This window comes from Azospirillum argentinense (genome assembly GCF_000632475.1).
In the GTDB taxonomy this organism is placed as follows: Bacteria; Pseudomonadota; Alphaproteobacteria; order Azospirillales; family Azospirillaceae; genus Azospirillum; species Azospirillum baldaniorum.
Window position 1 is genome coordinate 3,037,207 of the sequence record NZ_CP007793.1, and the last position, 16,179, is coordinate 3,053,385.

General features: G+C 68.8%; 15 protein-coding genes. 9 read left to right on the forward strand and 6 right to left on the reverse strand.

Translation table 11 applies throughout. The annotated features are described in order from the left end of the window. Positions 1-2: 2 nt before the first annotated feature. Positions 3-2,123 carry a polyribonucleotide nucleotidyltransferase gene (gene pnp / locus ABAZ39_RS14155; RefSeq protein ID WP_038530324.1) on the forward strand — a complete coding sequence of 707 codons (2,121 nt, stop codon included), beginning with the start codon at positions 3-5 and terminating at the stop codon, positions 2,121-2,123. A 92-nt stretch (positions 2,124-2,215) separates the two neighbouring features. Here pnp and ypfJ read toward each other — a convergent pair whose 3' ends face one another. After that, positions 2,216-3,121 (reverse strand): KPN_02809 family neutral zinc metallopeptidase, encoded by a 906-nt coding sequence (ypfJ, locus tag ABAZ39_RS14160; RefSeq protein ID WP_038530326.1) that lies wholly within the window; start codon positions 3,119-3,121, stop codon positions 2,216-2,218. Between the two features lie 125 nt (positions 3,122-3,246). Between ypfJ and ABAZ39_RS14165 the strand changes: the two genes are divergently transcribed. Next, the gene (locus ABAZ39_RS14165) at positions 3,247-3,801 is read left to right on the forward strand and encodes a TspO/MBR family protein (RefSeq protein ID WP_038530330.1); all 555 of its coding nucleotides are present in this window, start codon (positions 3,247-3,249) and stop codon (positions 3,799-3,801) included. Here ABAZ39_RS14165 and ABAZ39_RS14170 read toward each other — a convergent pair whose 3' ends face one another. Next, positions 3,802-4,836 (reverse strand): lysine-2,3-aminomutase-like protein, encoded by a 1,035-nt coding sequence (locus ABAZ39_RS14170; protein ID WP_038530332.1) that lies wholly within the window; start codon positions 4,834-4,836, stop codon positions 3,802-3,804. Between the two features lie 65 nt (positions 4,837-4,901). Here ABAZ39_RS14170 and ABAZ39_RS14175 point away from each other — a divergent pair, with 65 nt between their 5' ends. From ABAZ39_RS14175 to ABAZ39_RS14195, 5 genes are all read left to right on the forward strand, one after another. Continuing rightward, on the forward strand, positions 4,902-5,651 hold the full coding sequence (locus tag ABAZ39_RS14175; protein WP_038530335.1) for a glycerophosphoryl diester phosphodiesterase: 750 nt from the start codon (positions 4,902-4,904) through the stop codon (positions 5,649-5,651). Between the two features lie 229 nt (positions 5,652-5,880). Further along, positions 5,881-7,278 (forward strand): NAD(P)H-dependent flavin oxidoreductase, encoded by a 1,398-nt coding sequence (locus ABAZ39_RS14180; protein ID WP_038531606.1) that lies wholly within the window; start codon positions 5,881-5,883, stop codon positions 7,276-7,278. Positions 7,279-7,415: 137 nt separating this feature from the next. Then, positions 7,416-7,847, forward strand: a complete 432-nt coding sequence (irrA, locus tag ABAZ39_RS14185) for an iron response transcriptional regulator IrrA (RefSeq protein ID WP_038531609.1) — start codon at positions 7,416-7,418, stop codon at positions 7,845-7,847. A gap of 185 nt (positions 7,848-8,032) precedes the next feature. Then, positions 8,033-8,452, forward strand: coding sequence for a rubrerythrin family protein (locus ABAZ39_RS14190; RefSeq protein WP_014238831.1), 420 nt, complete (start codon positions 8,033-8,035; stop codon positions 8,450-8,452). Further along, positions 8,449-9,042, forward strand: a complete 594-nt coding sequence (locus tag ABAZ39_RS14195; protein WP_038530338.1) for a DUF3501 family protein — start codon at positions 8,449-8,451, stop codon at positions 9,040-9,042. The genes ABAZ39_RS14190 and ABAZ39_RS14195 overlap by 4 nt, the downstream gene beginning before the upstream one ends. A 134-nt stretch (positions 9,043-9,176) precedes the next feature. On the opposite strand, the gene ABAZ39_RS14200 is transcribed toward ABAZ39_RS14195, so the two are convergent. After that, positions 9,177-9,731 (reverse strand): SH3 domain-containing protein, encoded by a 555-nt coding sequence (locus ABAZ39_RS14200; protein WP_038530340.1) that lies wholly within the window; start codon positions 9,729-9,731, stop codon positions 9,177-9,179. A 230-nt stretch (positions 9,732-9,961) separates the two neighbouring features. Here ABAZ39_RS14200 and ABAZ39_RS14205 point away from each other — a divergent pair, with 230 nt between their 5' ends. Then, positions 9,962-10,951, forward strand: coding sequence for a 2-hydroxyacid dehydrogenase (locus ABAZ39_RS14205; RefSeq protein WP_038530341.1), 990 nt, complete (start codon positions 9,962-9,964; stop codon positions 10,949-10,951). A gap of 23 nt (positions 10,952-10,974) precedes the next feature. Here the strand turns inward: ABAZ39_RS14205 and ABAZ39_RS14210 are convergent, their stop codons facing one another. Continuing rightward, on the reverse strand, positions 10,975-11,529 hold the full coding sequence (locus ABAZ39_RS14210) for a Uma2 family endonuclease (RefSeq protein WP_038530344.1): 555 nt from the start codon (positions 11,527-11,529) through the stop codon (positions 10,975-10,977). Between the two features lie 58 nt (positions 11,530-11,587). Further along, the gene (locus ABAZ39_RS14215) at positions 11,588-14,272 is read right to left on the reverse strand and encodes a bifunctional acetate--CoA ligase family protein/GNAT family N-acetyltransferase (protein ID WP_038530347.1); all 2,685 of its coding nucleotides are present in this window, start codon (positions 14,270-14,272) and stop codon (positions 11,588-11,590) included. A gap of 298 nt (positions 14,273-14,570) precedes the next feature. On the opposite strand from ABAZ39_RS14215, the gene ABAZ39_RS14220 reads away from it, so the two are divergent. Further along, positions 14,571-15,512: an L-lactate dehydrogenase gene (locus ABAZ39_RS14220; RefSeq protein ID WP_038530350.1), complete on the forward strand. Its 942-nt coding sequence runs from the start codon at positions 14,571-14,573 to the stop codon at positions 15,510-15,512. Positions 15,513-15,605: 93 nt separating this feature from the next. Here the strand turns inward: ABAZ39_RS14220 and ppa are convergent, their stop codons facing one another. Then, positions 15,606-16,163: an inorganic diphosphatase gene (ppa, locus tag ABAZ39_RS14225; protein ID WP_035670072.1), complete on the reverse strand. Its 558-nt coding sequence runs from the start codon at positions 16,161-16,163 to the stop codon at positions 15,606-15,608. Positions 16,164-16,179: the final 16 nt, after the last annotated feature.

Genomic DNA, 16,179 nt, shown 5'->3' on the forward strand with positions numbered 1-16,179 from the left:
CCATGTTCAAAGTTTTCCGCAAAGAAATCGAATGGGGTGGACGCAAGCTGACGTTCGAGACGGGCAAGATCGCCCGTCAGGCCGACGGCGCGGTGCTGGTCACCTATGGTGAGACCACGGTCCTCTGCACGGTCGTCGGCGCCAAGTCGCCGAAGCCGGGCGTCGATTTCTTTCCGCTGACGGTCAATTACCAGGAAAAGTCCTTCGCAGCCGGCAAGATTCCCGGCGGCTTCTTCAAGCGTGAAGGCCGCCCGACGGAGAAGGAGACGCTGGTCAGCCGCCTGATCGACCGTCCCATCCGTCCGCTGTTCGCCGATGGCTTCCGCAACGAGACGCAGGTCATCTGCACTGTGCTGAGCCACGATCTGGAGAACGATCCGGACATCGTCGCGATGGTCGGCACCTCGGCTGCGCTGACGATCTCCGGCATTCCGTTCCTCGGTCCGATCGGCGCGGCCCGCGTCGGCTACGTCGACGGCCAGTATGTCCTGAACCCGACCATGGACGCCGTGGACGGTTCCGCGCTCGACCTCGTGGTCGCCGGTACCCAGGACGGCGTGCTGATGGTCGAATCGGAAGCCAAGGAGCTGTCCGAGGAGGTCATGCTGGGCGCCGTGATGTTCGGCCACAGCGGCTTCCAGCCGGTCATCGACGCCATCATCGATCTGGCCGAAGAGTGCGCCAAGGAGCCGTGGGACCTGCCGGAGCCGGCCTACGACCGCGCCGCCCTGAAGGCGAAGCTGCGCGCGACCGTCGGCGCCGACGTGGAGGCCGCCTACACCGAGACGGTGAAGCAGGTCCGCTACGAGAAGATCGGCGCCGCCAAGGCGAAGGCGCTGGAGGCTCTGGCCGAGGCCCATGAGACCCAGGCCATCGTGACCGAGTTCAAGGAGCTGGAGGCCGACATCCTGCGCGGCGCCGTCCTGAAGACCGGCCGCCGCATCGACGGCCGCGACACCAAGACGGTCCGCCCGATCGTGTCGGAGGTCGGCGTGCTGCCGCGCGCCCACGGTTCGGCGCTGTTCACCCGCGGCGAGACGCAGGCGCTGGTCGTCACCACGCTGGGCACCAGCCAGGACGAGCAGATCATCGACGCGCTGCAGGGCGAGTACCGGGAGCACTTCATGCTCCACTACAACTTCCCTCCGTACTCGGTGGGCGAGGCCGGCCGCATGGGCTCGCCGGGCCGCCGCGAGATCGGCCACGGCAAGCTGGCGTGGCGCGCCATCCACCCGCTGCTGCCGAAGAAGGAAGACTTCCCCTACACGCTGCGCGTGGTGTCGGAAGTGACCGAGTCCAACGGCTCGTCGTCGATGGCGACGGTCTGCGGCACCTCGCTGTCGCTGATGGACGCCGGCGCTCCGCTGGCGCGCCCGGTGGCCGGCATCGCCATGGGCCTGATCAAGGAAGACGACGGCTTCGCGGTCCTGTCGGACATCCTGGGTGACGAGGATCACCTGGGCGACATGGACTTCAAGGTGGCCGGCACCGACGCGGGCATCACCGCGCTGCAGATGGACATCAAGATCACCTCGATCACCGAGGAGATCATGAAGATCGCCCTGGGCCAGGCCAAGGACGGCCGCCTGCACATCCTGGGCGAGATGTCCAAGGCCCTGACCGGCGCCCGCGAGGCGGTGAACGAGAACGCCCCGCGCATCACCGTGATCAACATCCCGAAGGAGAAGATCCGCGACGTGATCGGCTCCGGCGGCAAGGTGATCCGCGAGATCGTGGAGCAGACCGGCGCCAAGATCGACATCGAGGACGACGGCACGGTCAAGGTCGCCGCGGTGGACACCAAGGCCGCCCAGGCCGCCATCGACTGGATCAAGGGCATCGTCGCCGAGCCGGAAATGAACGTGGTCTACACCGGCAAGGTCGTGAAGGTCGTCGATTTCGGCGCCTTCGTGAACTTCCTGGGCTCCCGCGACGGCCTCGTCCACATTTCCGAGCTGGCGCAGCAGCGCGTCGGCAAGGTGTCGGACGTGGTGTCGCAGGGTGACTCGGTGAAGGTGAAGGTCATCGGCTTCGACGACCGCGGCAAGGTGAAGCTGTCGATGAAGCAGGTCGATCAGGCCACCGGCGAAGACCTGACCAAGAAGGACGGCCCCGCCGCCTGACGATCAGGTTTTTTCTTCCTCCCTTCCCTGCGACAGCGGGGGAGGGTCGGGGGGCAAGGCGCCGAAAGGCGCCTTTTTCTTTGTCTGGCCCCCTACAGCCGATCCGCCCGGAACGTGTCGCAGGCGTTCAGCTCGCCACGCTCCAGACCGGTGCGGAACCATTGCACCCGTTGGGTGGAGCTGCCGTGGGTGAAGCTGTCCGGCGTCACCGTGCCGCGGGACTGGCGCTGCAGACGGTCGTCGCCGATGGCGCTGGCCGCCGTCAGCGCCTCCTCGACGTCGCCGGGCTCGATGATCTGGCGCTCGCGGTTGGCGTGGTTGGCCCACAGGCCGGCGAAGCAGTCGGCCTGAAGCTCCAGACGCACCGACAGCCCGTTGGCCTCGGCCTGGGACCCGGTTTGCCGCTGGGCCTGCTGCACCCGGTCGGAGATGCCCAGCAGGTTCTGCACATGGTGGCCGACCTCGTGGGCGATCACATAGGCCTGGGCGAAGTCGCCCGGCGCGCGGAAGCGGTCGCGCAGGTCGCGGTAGAAGCTGAGGTCGATGTACACCTTGCGGTCCTGCGGGCAGTAGAAGGGACCCATCGCCGCTTGGGCGAAGCCGCAGCCCGAATCCACCGTGCCGGAGAACAGGACCAGCGCCGGGTCCTGGTAGGTGCGGCCCAACTGCTGGAACTGCGCGGCCCAGGTGTCCTCCGTGTCGGCGAGCACGACCGAGACGAAGCGCTTCAGCTCGTCGTCCCTGTTGTCCGGGCCACCGCCGCGCGGAGCGTCGGATTGCTCGTAACGGGCCTGATCCTGCGGCGCCGTGCCCTGCAGAAGATCCAGCGGGTTGATGCCGAGCAGGAGCGAGACCACGACGATCACCGCCAGCCCGCCGATGCCGATCCCGCCGCGCCCGATGGGAATGCCGATCCCGCCGGTGCGGAACCCGCCGCTTCCGGGCGCGCCGCGCCGGTCCTCGACATTCTCGCTCTCGCGACCGTCCTGCCACCGCATCGCCCGATCCTCCCCCGACGCATTGCCAGAGGAAAACCAGCGAGGGGGCGCGGCTGTTCCGGCGCTCCGCCGGATGAGCCAAACACGCGCTTGACCGCAAGCGGAGCCGTGCCATTTCCTAAGGCATGAACCACCGCTCCTTCGTCCCGACGGAACCCGCAACCGACACCGGCCCGCTGCCCTTCCGCGTGTATTGGTGGCAGGCTCTGGTCTTTTGGCTGCTCACCAACACCTATGGCGTATTCGACCGGGGCGGGGAGCCGTTTCCCGGCTATCAGCCCTCGCCGCTGCAGCCGGCGGGTTGGGCCTTTCCCGTCGTCTGGTTCAGCATCAGCCTGATCCAGCTCTGGGGCTGCGTGCGGCTGCTGAACGCGCCCTGGACGATCCGCTGGCGCCCGGCGCTGATCGGCATGCAGGGGGCGCTGTGGCTGCTCTACGCCAGCTTCGGCTTCGCCTATTTCACGATGGGCAGCCCGATCCTGGCGGCGGCCTGGACCATCGCCTACTTCATCATCGCCTCGACCTGCGTTCTGCTGGTCTGGCCGGACGACCGCGCCATCGCGGCGAGTTGGCTGCCGCTGGTGCTGTGGACCGGCTTCGCCTCCATCGTCGCCGTCCATGGCGTCGTCCTGAACCCGGACCCGCTGTTCGGGCTGGGGCCGGGGCTGGGGACGCGCTGATCAGCCGCGGTAGCGGTGCGTCGCCCCGGTGAAGTCCTCCGCCACATAACCGCCTTCCCCGTCGGGCCGCACCCAGCCCGGCGCGGCGGGGGCCTTGCCGTGCCCGCCGGGGATGTCCAGCACATAGGTCGGCTGGCAGAGGCCGGAGACGCGCCCGCGCAGCCCCTTCACCAGCGCCTGCCCCTCGGCCAGGGTCGGGCGGAAATGGCTGGTGCCGGCGGCAAGGTCGGGATGGTGCAGGTAATAGGGCTTGATCCGGTTGCGCACCAATCCCCGGAACAGCGCCTCCAGCGCCGCCGCGTCGTCGTTGATGCCTTTCAGCAGCACCGTCTGGCCCAGCAGGGGAATGCCGGCGTCGGCCAGCCGGGCGATGGCGCCGCGCGCCGGCTCCGTCAATTCGTCGGCGTGGTTGATGTGGACAGCCATCCAGGTCGCCAGCTCCGGCGCCTTCAGCGCCTCGACCAGCTCCGCGGTGACGCGCGCCGGGTCGGCGACGGGGATGCGGGTGTGCAGCCGGACCACCCCGACATGGGGAATGTCCGACAGGCTGCGGACGATGTGCGACAGGCGCCGCGGCGACAGCAGCAGCGGATCGCCGCCGGTCACCACCACCTCCCACACCTCGGGATGCGCACGCACGTACGCCAGGGCGGCGTCCAGCTCCTCGGGCGACAGGGCCTCGCCGCCCGGACCGACCATTTCCCGCCGGAAGCAGAAACGGCAATAGACCGCGCAGGCGTGCAGCGGCTTCAGCAGGACCCGGTCGGGGTAGCGGTGGACGATGCCCTTCACCGGGCTGCGCACCACATCGCCGATGGGGTCCTCGCGCTCCTCCGGCGCGGTGTACGCTTCCTTGGGAGAGGGGACGTACTGCGCGTACAGGGGATCGCCGGGCGCGGCATCCGCCAGCGTCTCCAGCAGGTACGGGGTCAGGGCGATGGCGTAGCGGTCGGCCACGGCGGCCACGGCCTCGCCCGCCGCGGGCGTCATCAGCCCGGCGGCCACCAGATCGGTCACGCTGTGGGCTGCCTTCATCGCTCGTTCCCGATCCGCCGCTTTGCGCCTAATATGAGAGGCCCGCTCTTACTCCCGCAGGACCCATGCTGTCGACTCTTCCCCGCCTGATCGGCCACCGCGGCGCCAAGGAAAGCGCGCCGGAAAACACCCTCGCCAGCCTGCGCGAGGCCGCCCGCCAGGGTGCCGCCTGGGTCGAGGTGGACGTGATGCTCACCCGCGACCGCGTGCCGGTGCTGATCCACGACGACACGCTGGAGCGCACCACCAACGGCGCCGGGCCGGTGCCGGCCCTGACCCTGGCGGAGCTGAAGGCGCTGGACGCCGGTTCCTGGTTCGACACCCGTTTCGCCGGCGAAACGGTGCCGACCCTGGAAGAGGCGCTGGGCGTGATCCGCAAGTTGGGCCTGGGCCTGAATCTGGAGATCAAACCCTATCCCGGCCAGGAGGTGGTGACGGCAGACGTTGCGCTGGATCTGCTGACGCGGCTGTGGCCCGCCGGACTGCCCCTGCTGGTGTCCAGCTTCGAGGTGCCCTGCCTGGAGGTGGCGCGCGACCGTGCGCCGGAGATTCCGCGCGGCTACCTGTTGTGGGACCCGCCCGCCGACTGGGCGGCCATCGCCGACCGCATCGGCGCGGCCACGCTGAACGTCCATCAGGATCCCCAGACGGCGGAGAGCGTCGCCGCCTACCGCGCCACCGGGCGTCCGGTGCTGGCCTACACCGTCAACGACGCGGCGCGGGCGCGGACGCTGTTCGGCTGGGGCGTGGCCGGTGTCTTCACCGACGCACCGGGCCGGCTGGCGGCGGAACTGGCCGCCGCGACGACCCCGTGAGGCGGTTCTCCCAGGGACCACCGGTTGACGTTTGGGGACATGTCGCCGTGACAGATTTTTTTCTAACACCGCGAATCCGCTCGTCCGCACGGAAATTTCCTCATATATAGATCGCTCATGGCGGCATGGGCCGTCGGGGGCACGACTCCCGGCGGCGTTTTTCGTCGTCTTTCGGGTCGCGCTGTCCGGGTGCCCGCACGCGGGCGCTCTCATGGTCTTGGAGGTTTCGTTGAAGGCGCTTAAGCCGTTGCTGATGTCTGGCCGGGAGGTTCTGCCGCTCGTCGAGGGTGGCAAGGGAATTGCCGTCTCCAACGGGGAAAGCTCGGGCGCCTGGGCGGCGGCCGGGGGTATCGGAACATTCTCGGGCGTGAACGCCGACAGCTACGACGAGAACGGGAATCTCCTGCCGCAGGTCTATCACGGCAAAACCCGCCGCGAGCGTCACGACGAGCTGATCAAGTTCGGCATCCAGGGCGGCATCGCGCAGGCGCGCATCGCGCACGAGGCGTCGAACGGCCAAGGCCGCATCCACATGAACGTCCTCTGGGAGATGGGCGGCGCCGAGCACATCCTGCACGGCGTGCTGGAAGGCTCCCAGGGTCTGATCCACGGCGTCACCTGCGGCGCCGGCATGCCCTACCGCGTGGCGGAGATCGCTGTTCACTACGGCGTGCACTACTACCCCATCGTCTCCTCGGCCCGCGCCTTCCGCGCCCTGTGGCTGCGCGCCTATCACAAGTTCCGCGAGAACCTGGGCGGCGTGGTCTACGAGGACCCGTGGCTGGCCGGCGGCCACAACGGCCTGTCCAACTCCGAGGACCCGCTGAAGCCGGAGGACCCGTTCCCCCGCGTCCTGGCGCTGCGCCAGATGATGAACAGCTTCGGCCTGAACGACACCCCCATCGTCATGGCTGGTGGCGTCTGGTGGCTGTCGGACTGGGAAGACTGGATCGACAACCCCGACCTTGGCCCGGTGGCCTTCCAGTTCGGCACGCGCCCGCTGCTGACCCAGGAAAGCCCGATTTCCAACGCCTGGAAGCACCGTCTGCTGACACTGAAGGAAGGCGACGTCTTCCTGAACCGCTTCTCGCCGACGGGCTTCTACTCCTCCGCCGTCAAGAACCCGTTCCTGATGGACCTGATGGCCCGCTCGGAGCGTCAGGTGGCCTATCTGCCCAAACCGGTGGGCGAGCATTCCGCCGAGCTGCCGCTGGGCCCGCGCGGCCGCCCGGTCTATGTGACCGAGACGGACAAGGCCCGCGCCGAGGGCTGGCTGTCCCAGGGCTTCACCAGCGGCCTGAAGACGCCGGACAGCACGGTCATCTTCGTCACGCCGGAGCAGGCGGAGCGCATCCACCGCGATCAGGTGGACTGCATGGGCTGCCTGTCGGCCTGCAACTTCTCCAACTGGGCGCAGAACGAGGAAGGCACGAACGGCAAGCGCGCCGATCCGCGCTCCTACTGCATCCAGAAGACCCTGCAGGCGGTCAGCCACACCGACGACTGCGAAAACCAGCTCATGTTCGCCGGTCACAACGCCTTCCGCTTCGCGTCGGACCCTTACTACAAGGACGGGTTCATCCCGACCGTGAAGCAGCTGGTCGAGCGGATCGCCACCGGCTACTGACGCCGGCGGTTCGCGGCTTTGCGGGGGGCACTTGCCCCCTGACCTGAAATCGTTCTAAAGTGAGCGGGCTGCGGCAGATCGCCGCGGTCCGTTTCGCGTTCCGACTTTGTGACCTGAACCACGGCGAACAGACGACGATGACCGGCACCCGACCCTTCAAGCGCGCCCTCGACCGCCTGCAGACGGCAGGCTTCCGCCCGACGCGCCAGCGTCTGGGGCTGGCCCGCCTGCTGTTCGAAGGGGAGCACCGCCACGTCACCGCCGAGCAACTCCACACCGAGGCGATGGGGGCGGACCTGCGGGTGTCGCTGGCCACGGTCTACAACACGCTGAACCAGTTCACCGCCGCCGGCCTGCTGCGCGAGGTGGTGGTGGAGGCGGGCAAATCCTATTTCGACACCAACACCAGCGACCATCACCATTTCTTCCTGGAAGGGACGGGCCGGCTGGAGGACATCCCCGGCGACGACGTGGTGGTGCAGCATCTGCCGCCGGCCCCGCCGGGCACGCGCATCGCGCGGGTGGACGTGATCGTCCGGCTGAGCGCGGAGCAGAGCGAGGAGCGCTGAGGGGGGCGGGCGGCTCATGGATGCTGCTGGAAAAAATCCGTCTCCCGACCGGGTCTTCGGGGAATTTCCGGAACATTGACGCGTTTTGGGAGCAATGGCATAAGCCGTAGCCGAGGCTCGGCCGCCGGAGGCCCCACGCCCGCGCGCGGCCGGGCCGGACAGAACCCCGTCTGGAGAACGCCGCCATGTCGCTGAAGGGCACGAAGACCGAGCAGAACCTCAAGGCGGCCTTCGCGGGTGAGAGCCAAGCCAACCGCCGCTATCTCTATTTCGCCCAGAAGGCCGACGTGGAAGGCCACAACGAGGTCGCCGCCGTCTTCCGCTCCACGGCGGAGGGCGAAACCGGCCACGCCCACGGCCATCTGGAATTCCTGGAGGAGGCCGGCGACCCGATCACCGGCCTGCCCATCGGCGACACGGTGAGCAACCTGAAGGCCGCCATCGCCGGCGAGACCCACGAATACACCGACATGTACCCGGGCATGGCCCGCACCGCCCGCGAGGAAGGCTTCGAGGAGGTCGCGGACTGGTTCGAAACGCTGGCCAAGGCCGAGCGGAGCCATGCCGGGCGGTTCCAGAGGATGCTGGACCAGCTGTCGTCATGACGGCGCGCCGGATCGCGATCACCCGCGCCGACATCCTTCCCCTGGACCGCTACGCCCGCGAACGCGCCGCCCGCCGCAGCGCGCTGGTCGCCGTGAAGAAAAAGCGCCGCGTTGCGGTCGGCCCCTACGCCCTCGTCCATTTCGAGAATTACGAGACGATGTGGCAGCAGGTCCACGAGATGCTGTTCATCGAGCGGGGCGGCGAAGACCAGATTGCCGGTGAGCTGCGCGCCTACAACGGCCTGATTCCGCAAGGGACGGAACTGGTCGCCACGGTGATGTTCGAGATTGCCGACCCGGCGCGGCGCGGCGCCGAACTCGGCCGGCTGGGAGGGGTGGAGCGCACGGTGACTCTGCGCTTCGCCGGACACACGGTGACCGGCCGGCCGGAGGAGGACGTGGCGCGCACGAACGAGGCCGGCAAGGCGTCCGCCGTCCATTTCCTGCATTTCGACTTCACGCCGGAGCAGATCGCCGCCTTCCGCACCCCCGGCACGGAGGTGATCCTCGGCATCGGCCATCCCCACTACGGCCACATGGCGGTGATGCCGGAGGCGGTGCGGGCGGAGCTTGCGGGGGATTTCGGATAGGGGAGACCCTTGCCCCCTCCCTGACCCTTCCCCGCTTCGCAGGGGAGGGAACTGTCTCCCTCTCCTGCGAAGCGGGGGAGGGAAGGGGCCTGCGGCGCCAGCCGTGGGAAGGGTGGGGGCAAACGGCCCGCCCGTTACTCGAACGTCTCGTCCTTGTAGGCGCCCCAGAACTCCCCGCGGCTCATCCAGCCGCGATAGCCCTTCAGGTCCACCTCGCACCACTCGCCCTTGCACTTGCGCAGCCAGCCGATCACCCCCGGCTGGGCGCGGGCCACGACGGCGGCGTCGCCGCGCGGCTCCTTGCGGACGGTGCGGATGTCGCCGGTGATGACGATGCTGCGCTTGCCCGACAGCATGCTCTGATGCACCCAGCCCTCGCTGCCTTCCCAGTCGCGGATGCGGCGCCAAGTGTCGAATTCCTGGGTGATCTCCACCGGCATTTCCTTGCGGGTGAACACCCATTCGATGGGGTAGCGCACGTTGGGGCCGGTGCGCGCGTTCACCTCGCCCGAGCGCAGCGACACGAAGCGGGGGATCGGCAGGCCCGAGGCGTGGGTCGGGTCCTTCTCGCGCCGCCCGCCGTCCGACGCGTCGGCGGTGGACGGCGTGACCGGCGCCAAGGCTGCGATGGCCAGCGCCAGAACGGCGAGAGCGCGGCGGATGGCAGACGTCGTCGGCAACGGCAACACCGGCAGCCCCGTGCTGTGGAGATCGGAAGGATTTGAATCGGACGCACTATAATTAGGGGTAGCCGCCGGGAGCAAGCGCAAGGCGCGGGCCGGGGCGCGGCATCGGTTCTTGTCACATGGCGGGGCGGCTCATCGGGCTGGCCGCCGCGCCGAATCGTCACTGCCATCTGGACAGCTTACCAACCGCTTGATAGGACAAGCGTCGGCCCGGAATGGGGGAGGCACCGTCTATGACCGAAAAGAAGAAGCCGCTCGTCGTCGTCACCCGGAAACTGCCCGACGTCATCGAGACGCGGATGATGGAGCTGTTCGACGCACGGCTGAACTCCGATGACGAACCCTTGACCCACGCGCAGCTCATCGACGTGGCGCAGACGGCCGACGTGCTGGTTCCCACCGTCACCGACCGGATCGACCGCGAGGTGATCGAGAAGGCCGGGCCGCAGCTCCGCCTCATCGCCTCCTTCGGCACGGGCGTCGACCACATCGACCTGAAGGCGGCGCGGGAGCGCGGCATCAGCGTCACCAACACGCCGGGCGTTCTGACCGAGGACACGGCGGACATGACCATGGCCCTGCTGCTGGCGGTCGGCCGCCGGGTGGCGGAAGGCGAGCGGCTGGTCCGTTCCGGCCAGTGGAAGGGCTGGGGGCCGACGACGATGCTCGGCCACCGCATCCAGGGCAAGCGGCTGGGCATCCTCGGCATGGGCCGCATCGGGCAGGCGCTGGCGCGCCGGGCGCGCGCCTTCGGCATGTCGATCCACTACCACAACCGCCGCCGCGTCTATCCCGACGTCGAGCAGGAGCTTGAGGCCACCTATTGGGAGAGCCTGGACCAGATGCTGGCGCGCATGGACGTGGTGTCCATCAACTGCCCGCACACCCCGGCCACCTACCACCTGCTGTCGGAGCGCCGGCTGAAGCTGCTGCGCCCGCACTGCTTCATCGTCAACACCTCGCGCGGCGAGGTCATCGACGAGACGGCGCTGACCCGGATGCTGTCGAAGGGCGAGATCGCCGGGGCCGGCCTGGACGTGTTCGAGCATGAGCCGGCGGTGAACCCGAAGCTGCTGCGGCTCGACAACGTGGTCCTGCTGCCGCACATGGGCTCCGCCACCATCGAGGGCCGCATCGACATGGGCGAGAAGGTCATCATCAACATCAAGACCTTCGCGGACGGCCACGCCCCGCCCGACCGCGTCCTGGAAACGCTGCTGTAAAGGTGGAGTGTCGATGAGGGCGTCTACAGGACGCCCTCATACAGCACGGCCATGGGGATCTCGATCCCGACCGAGGGGAAGCGCAGCGTTCCATCCCCGATGACGTCGCGGACCACCCAGCTCCGCTCATCCTCGCGGTGCCACAGCTCGGCGCGGCGCTTCGTCGAGTCGAGCAGCAGGATTTCCTGCACCGACGGGATTTCCCGATAGATTGCCAGCTTCCGGCCACGGTCGAACTGGGCGGTGGAGGGCGACAGGATCTCAACGATGATCGTCGGGTCCACCGTCCCCGGCTTGCTCGACGTCGGTCCACACGCAACGGCGACATCGGCCTGGAACCAGGCATCGTCACGATCGGGCAGGTGGATGCCGGCTTCGACCCGCGCCCGGCAGGGCAGGTGGAGACGTTTCCCGAACTCGACGACGATGTTGGCCGCGAGAAGAGCGTGCGCGTCGGACGGCGGCGCCATGGCGACGGGTTGGCCGCCGTCCAGTTCATAGCGGGTGTCCGTTCCGTCATTCCAGACGAGGAACTCATCCACGGTCATCGGGCGGGGTGCCGGATCGCTCATGCCCATGAGTATGGCCCTCTCCCTCGTCGCTTCCAAGTGGGCGCCGTCCAAGGGGCCGCCGCGGTTATTCCGCGGCCAGCCCGCCGCCCAGCTCGATCCGCACCTCGACCACGCCGGGTTCGTCCAGGTTCTCCTTGCGGATGAAGCCGAGCGCGCGGCACATGCCGAGCATGCTGGTGTTCTCGCGCAGGACCTCGCCGTAGACCTCCTTGATCCCGCGGGAGCGGGCGTAGTCCAGGATCTTGTTCATCAGCTGGTAGCCCAGCCCTTGGCCCTTCATGTCCGACCGCACCATCACGGCGTATTCGGCGCGCAGATTGTCGGGATCGGCGGTGATGCGCACCACGCCGTACATGATGGTGTCGCCGGTCTCCGGGTCCGGTCCGACGGCGACCAGACCCATCTCGCGATCGTAGTCCATCTGGGTCAGGCGGGCGGCGGCCTGGTGCGACAGCCGCTTCAGCGGCGCGAAGAAGCGCAGTCGCAAGTCTTCCTGCGTCTGGTTGGCCACCATGTGGTGTACCAGCGGCTCGTCCTCCGGCAGGATGGGGCGGACGAGGAACTGGCGGCCGTCCTTGATGGTGATCCGGTCCTCCAGCCCCTTGGGATAGGGGCGGATGGCCAGACGCTTGGCGCCGGGCAGGGCCGGGACGCCGACCTTGATGCGGGCGTCCAGAGCCAGCACGCCCTCCGCGTCGGCGAGCAGCGGGTTGACGTCCAGCTCGGCGACCTCCGGGAAATCAACGATGAGCTGGGAAATCTTGTTCAGCGTCAGTGCCACCGCCTCCAGATCGACCGCGGCGCGCGAGCGGTAGCCCTGCAGCTGGCGCCAGATGCGGGTGCGGCCCATCAGCTCGGTCGCCAGCTTCATGTTCAGTGGCGGCAGGGCGAGCGCGTAGTCCTCCACCACCTCCACCCCGATGCCGCCCTCGCCGAACAGCAGGACGGGGCCGAACAGCTCGTTCTCGGTCATGCCGACGATCAGCTCGTAGGCGTCGGCGCGCACCGCCATCTCCTGGACGGTGAAACCCTCGATGCGGGCGTCGGGCACCGCCTCGCGCACGCGGGCCAGCATGGCCTCGGCCTCGGCCTTGACCTCCGCCGGCTCGGTCAGGTGCAGAGCGACGCCGCCGACGTCCGACTTGTGGGTGATGTCCGGCGACAGGATCTTCAGCGCCAGCGGCCCGCCGATCATCTCGGCGCAGTGGGCGGCCTCCTCCGGCGTGTCGGCGCGGCGGGTGTCCACCACCGGGACGCCGTAGGCGGCGAGCACGCGCTTGGCCTCATACTCGCTCAGCCAGTCGCGCTTCTCGGCGATGGCGCGGGAGATGATCTTGCGCACCGTGATGCCGTCGGGCTGGAAATCCTCCGGCACCGACGGCGGCGTCTCCATCAGCAGCTCCTGGTTCCGGCGGTATTCCACCAGATGCAGGAAGGCGCGCACCGCGTGGCTGGGCGTGTCGTAGGTGGGGACGCGGTTGGCGGCGAACAGCTTGCGAGCCTCCGCCGCGGTGTTGTCGCCCAGCCAGCTCGTCAGCACCGGGTGCTTGCGCGTCTTGTTGGCGATCATGGTGTCGACCACCGCCTGCGCCGCGGCCCGCCCGTCGGTCACCGCGGTCGGGCAGTTCAGCACCAGCACGGCGTCGTTGTTCGGGTCGGCCATCAGCGCGTTCAGCGCGTCGGCGTAGCGCTTGGGCGGGGCGTCGCCGCCGATGCGCAGCGGGTTGCGGGCGCTGCCGGCGCCCAGCGCCTTCTCCAGCGCGTCCATCGTCTCCGGCGCGAACTGGGCCAGCCGCCCGCCGGAGAGGATCAGGCTGTCGGTCGCCATCACCCCCATGCCGCCGCCGTTGGTCAGGATGGCCAGCCGGTCGCCGGTGATCGGCGACCCGGTGCCCAGCGTGCCCACCGCGTCGAACAGCTCGTCCAGCCCGGTGACGCGCAGGATGCCGGCGCGGCGGAAGGCGGCGTCGTAGACGGCGTCGGACACCGCCAGCGCCCCGGTGTGGGAGGTCGAAGCCTCCAGCGCCTCGTCGGTGCGGCCGGACTTGATGACGATCACCGGCTTCTGGCGGGCGGCGGAGCGCGCCGCCGACATGAACTTCCGCGCGTCGCTGATGCTCTCGATGTAGAGCAGGATGGCGCGCACGGTGGCGTCGCTGGCCAGATAGTCCAGCAGGTCGCCGAAATCGACGTCCGCCTTGTCGCCCATCGAGATCAGGTGGGAGAAGCCGATCCCCCGCGCCGTCGCCCAGTCGGCGATCGACGTCACCACCATGGACGACTGCGCCACCAGCGCCACGTCACCCTTCTTCGGCGTGACGTGGCCGAAGCTGGCGTTGAGCCCGCGGCCCGGCACCATGATGCCCAGGCTGTTGGGACCCAGGACGCGCATCAGGTGGGGCTTCGCCGCCTCGCGCAGGGTCTGGGTCTGCTCCTTGGAAAAGCCGCTGGAGATGACGATGGCCGCCTTGGTCCCGCGCTTGCCCAGCGCCTCGACGGTGGCGGGCACCGTGGCGGCCGGGGTGCAGATCACCGCCAGGTCCGGCGTGACCGGCAGATCGTCCACCGACTTGTAGGTCAGCACCCCCTCGACCGCGCGCTCGCCGGTCACCGGCATGATCGGGCCGTCGAACCCGGCGTTGAACAGGTTGCGGGCCACCACGGCGCCGATGGTGTTCGGCTTTCGGGTCGCCCCGATCAGGGCGATGGAGGCGGGCTTGAACAGGCGGTCGAGGTTGCGAACGGTCATGGCCGGGTTCCGGGGGTTCGTCTCACACAGCAAGGCTCGAACAGCCGCCATTCCGCTAAAGATCGGACCAGGGCCATCGACTTGCAATCAGCGGTAAGGAGGCAATCGCAGGACGGGAACGCGACCGATCGCCGCTCATGTTGCGGTGCAACATACACTTTGGTCATACCTTTGTACAGGCGCCCTTTGTCGCGCCCCCCTCCGGAACGGATATCCCCGCCGCGCATCGGGGCTTGAGCGGGCGGGCGCGATGCTCCACCCTGTTGACCTTCAACGGAAAAAACTGGGAGCGGGAGCCATGAAGGTCGGGATCGTCGGGGCCGGCGCGGTGGGCGCCACGGCGGGATTCGCCATGGTGATGAGCGGTGCGGCCAGCGAGGTCGTGCTGGTCGACATGAACGAGAAGCTGGCGGCGGCCCAGGCGCAGGACATCGCCCACGCCGTGCCCTTCGCCCGCGCCGCCCAGGTGCGCCACGGCGGTTACGCGGCGCTGGCCGGGGCCGGCGTAGTGGTGCTGGCCGCCGGCGTGGCGCAGCGCCCCGGCGAGACGCGCCTGCAGCTGCTGGAGCGCAACGCGGCCGTCTTCGGCGCCATCATCCCGGCGGTCCTGGCGGCGGCGCCCGACGCCATCCTGCTGGTGGCGACCAACCCGCTGGACGTGATGACGCAGATCGCCACCCGCATTTCCGGCCTGCCGCCGTCGCGGGTGATCGGCTCCGGCACGATCCTCGACACCGCGCGGTTCCGCGCGCTGTTGGCCGACCGGCTGGGGGTGACGCCGAAGTCGGTGCACGCCCATGTGGTGGGCGAGCATGGCGATTCGGAAGTCCTGCTGTGGTCCGGCGCCACCGTGGCCTGCCTGCCGGTGGACCGCGGCGCCGAGCGGCTGAAGCGCCCCCTGACCGCCGAGGACCGCGCCGCCATCGACGAGGGCGTGCGCCGGGCCGCCTATCACATCATCGACGGCAAGGGCCACACCGCCTTCGGCATCGCCGGCGGCCTGTCGCGCATCGTGGCGGCCATTGCCGGGGACGAGCGGGCGGTGCTGACCTGCTCCATCCTCAACGACGAGGTTCTGGGGGTGCCGGACGTGGCGCTGTCGCTGCCGCGGGTGATCGGGGCGGGCGGCGTCCTGGAGACGGTGATGCCCGACCTGTCGGAGGAGGAGGCGGCGGCGCTGAAGCGCAGCGCGGACATCCTGAAGGAGGCGGTGACCTCGGTGGAGAAGTCGCTGCCCTGACCGGGTGAGGGAAAAAGCGGGGCCGGTCCGCGTTGCAGGACCGGCCCCGCGCTGCGGAGCCGGCCCTTGCAACCCGTCCAGTCGACAGGCGCGTCAGACCACCGGGCCGAGCTGGCCCTTGGTGGCGGCAGCGGCGCGCTCCATGCCTTCCTGGATCTTCTTGGCGGCTTCCTGCTCGTCGCCCCAGCGCAGGATCTTCACCCACTTGCCCTTTTCCAGATCCTTGTAGTGCTGGAAGAAGTGGGCGATCTGCTCGGTGGTGATCTCCGGCAGGTCCTTGTAGGACTTCACGCTGCTGTAGAACGGGTGCAGCTTGTCGACCGGAACGGCCAGCAGCTTCTCGTCCTCGCCGCCCTCGTCCTCCATGAACAGCACGCCGATCGGGCGCGAGCGCAGGACGGCGCCCGGGATGACCGAATGGCGGCCGACCACGCAGACGTCCACCGGGTCGCCGTCACCCGACAGGGTGTGCGGGATGAAGCCGTAGTTGCAGGGGTAGTACATGGCGGTGTGCAGGAAGCGGTCGACGAACATCGCGCCCGACTCCTTGTCGATCTCGTACTTCACCGGCTCGCCGCGCAACGGGATCTCGATGACCACGTTCACGTCCCACGGGGCGTTCTTGCCGACCGGAACCTTGCTGAGATCCATGGAAAACCATCCTTCG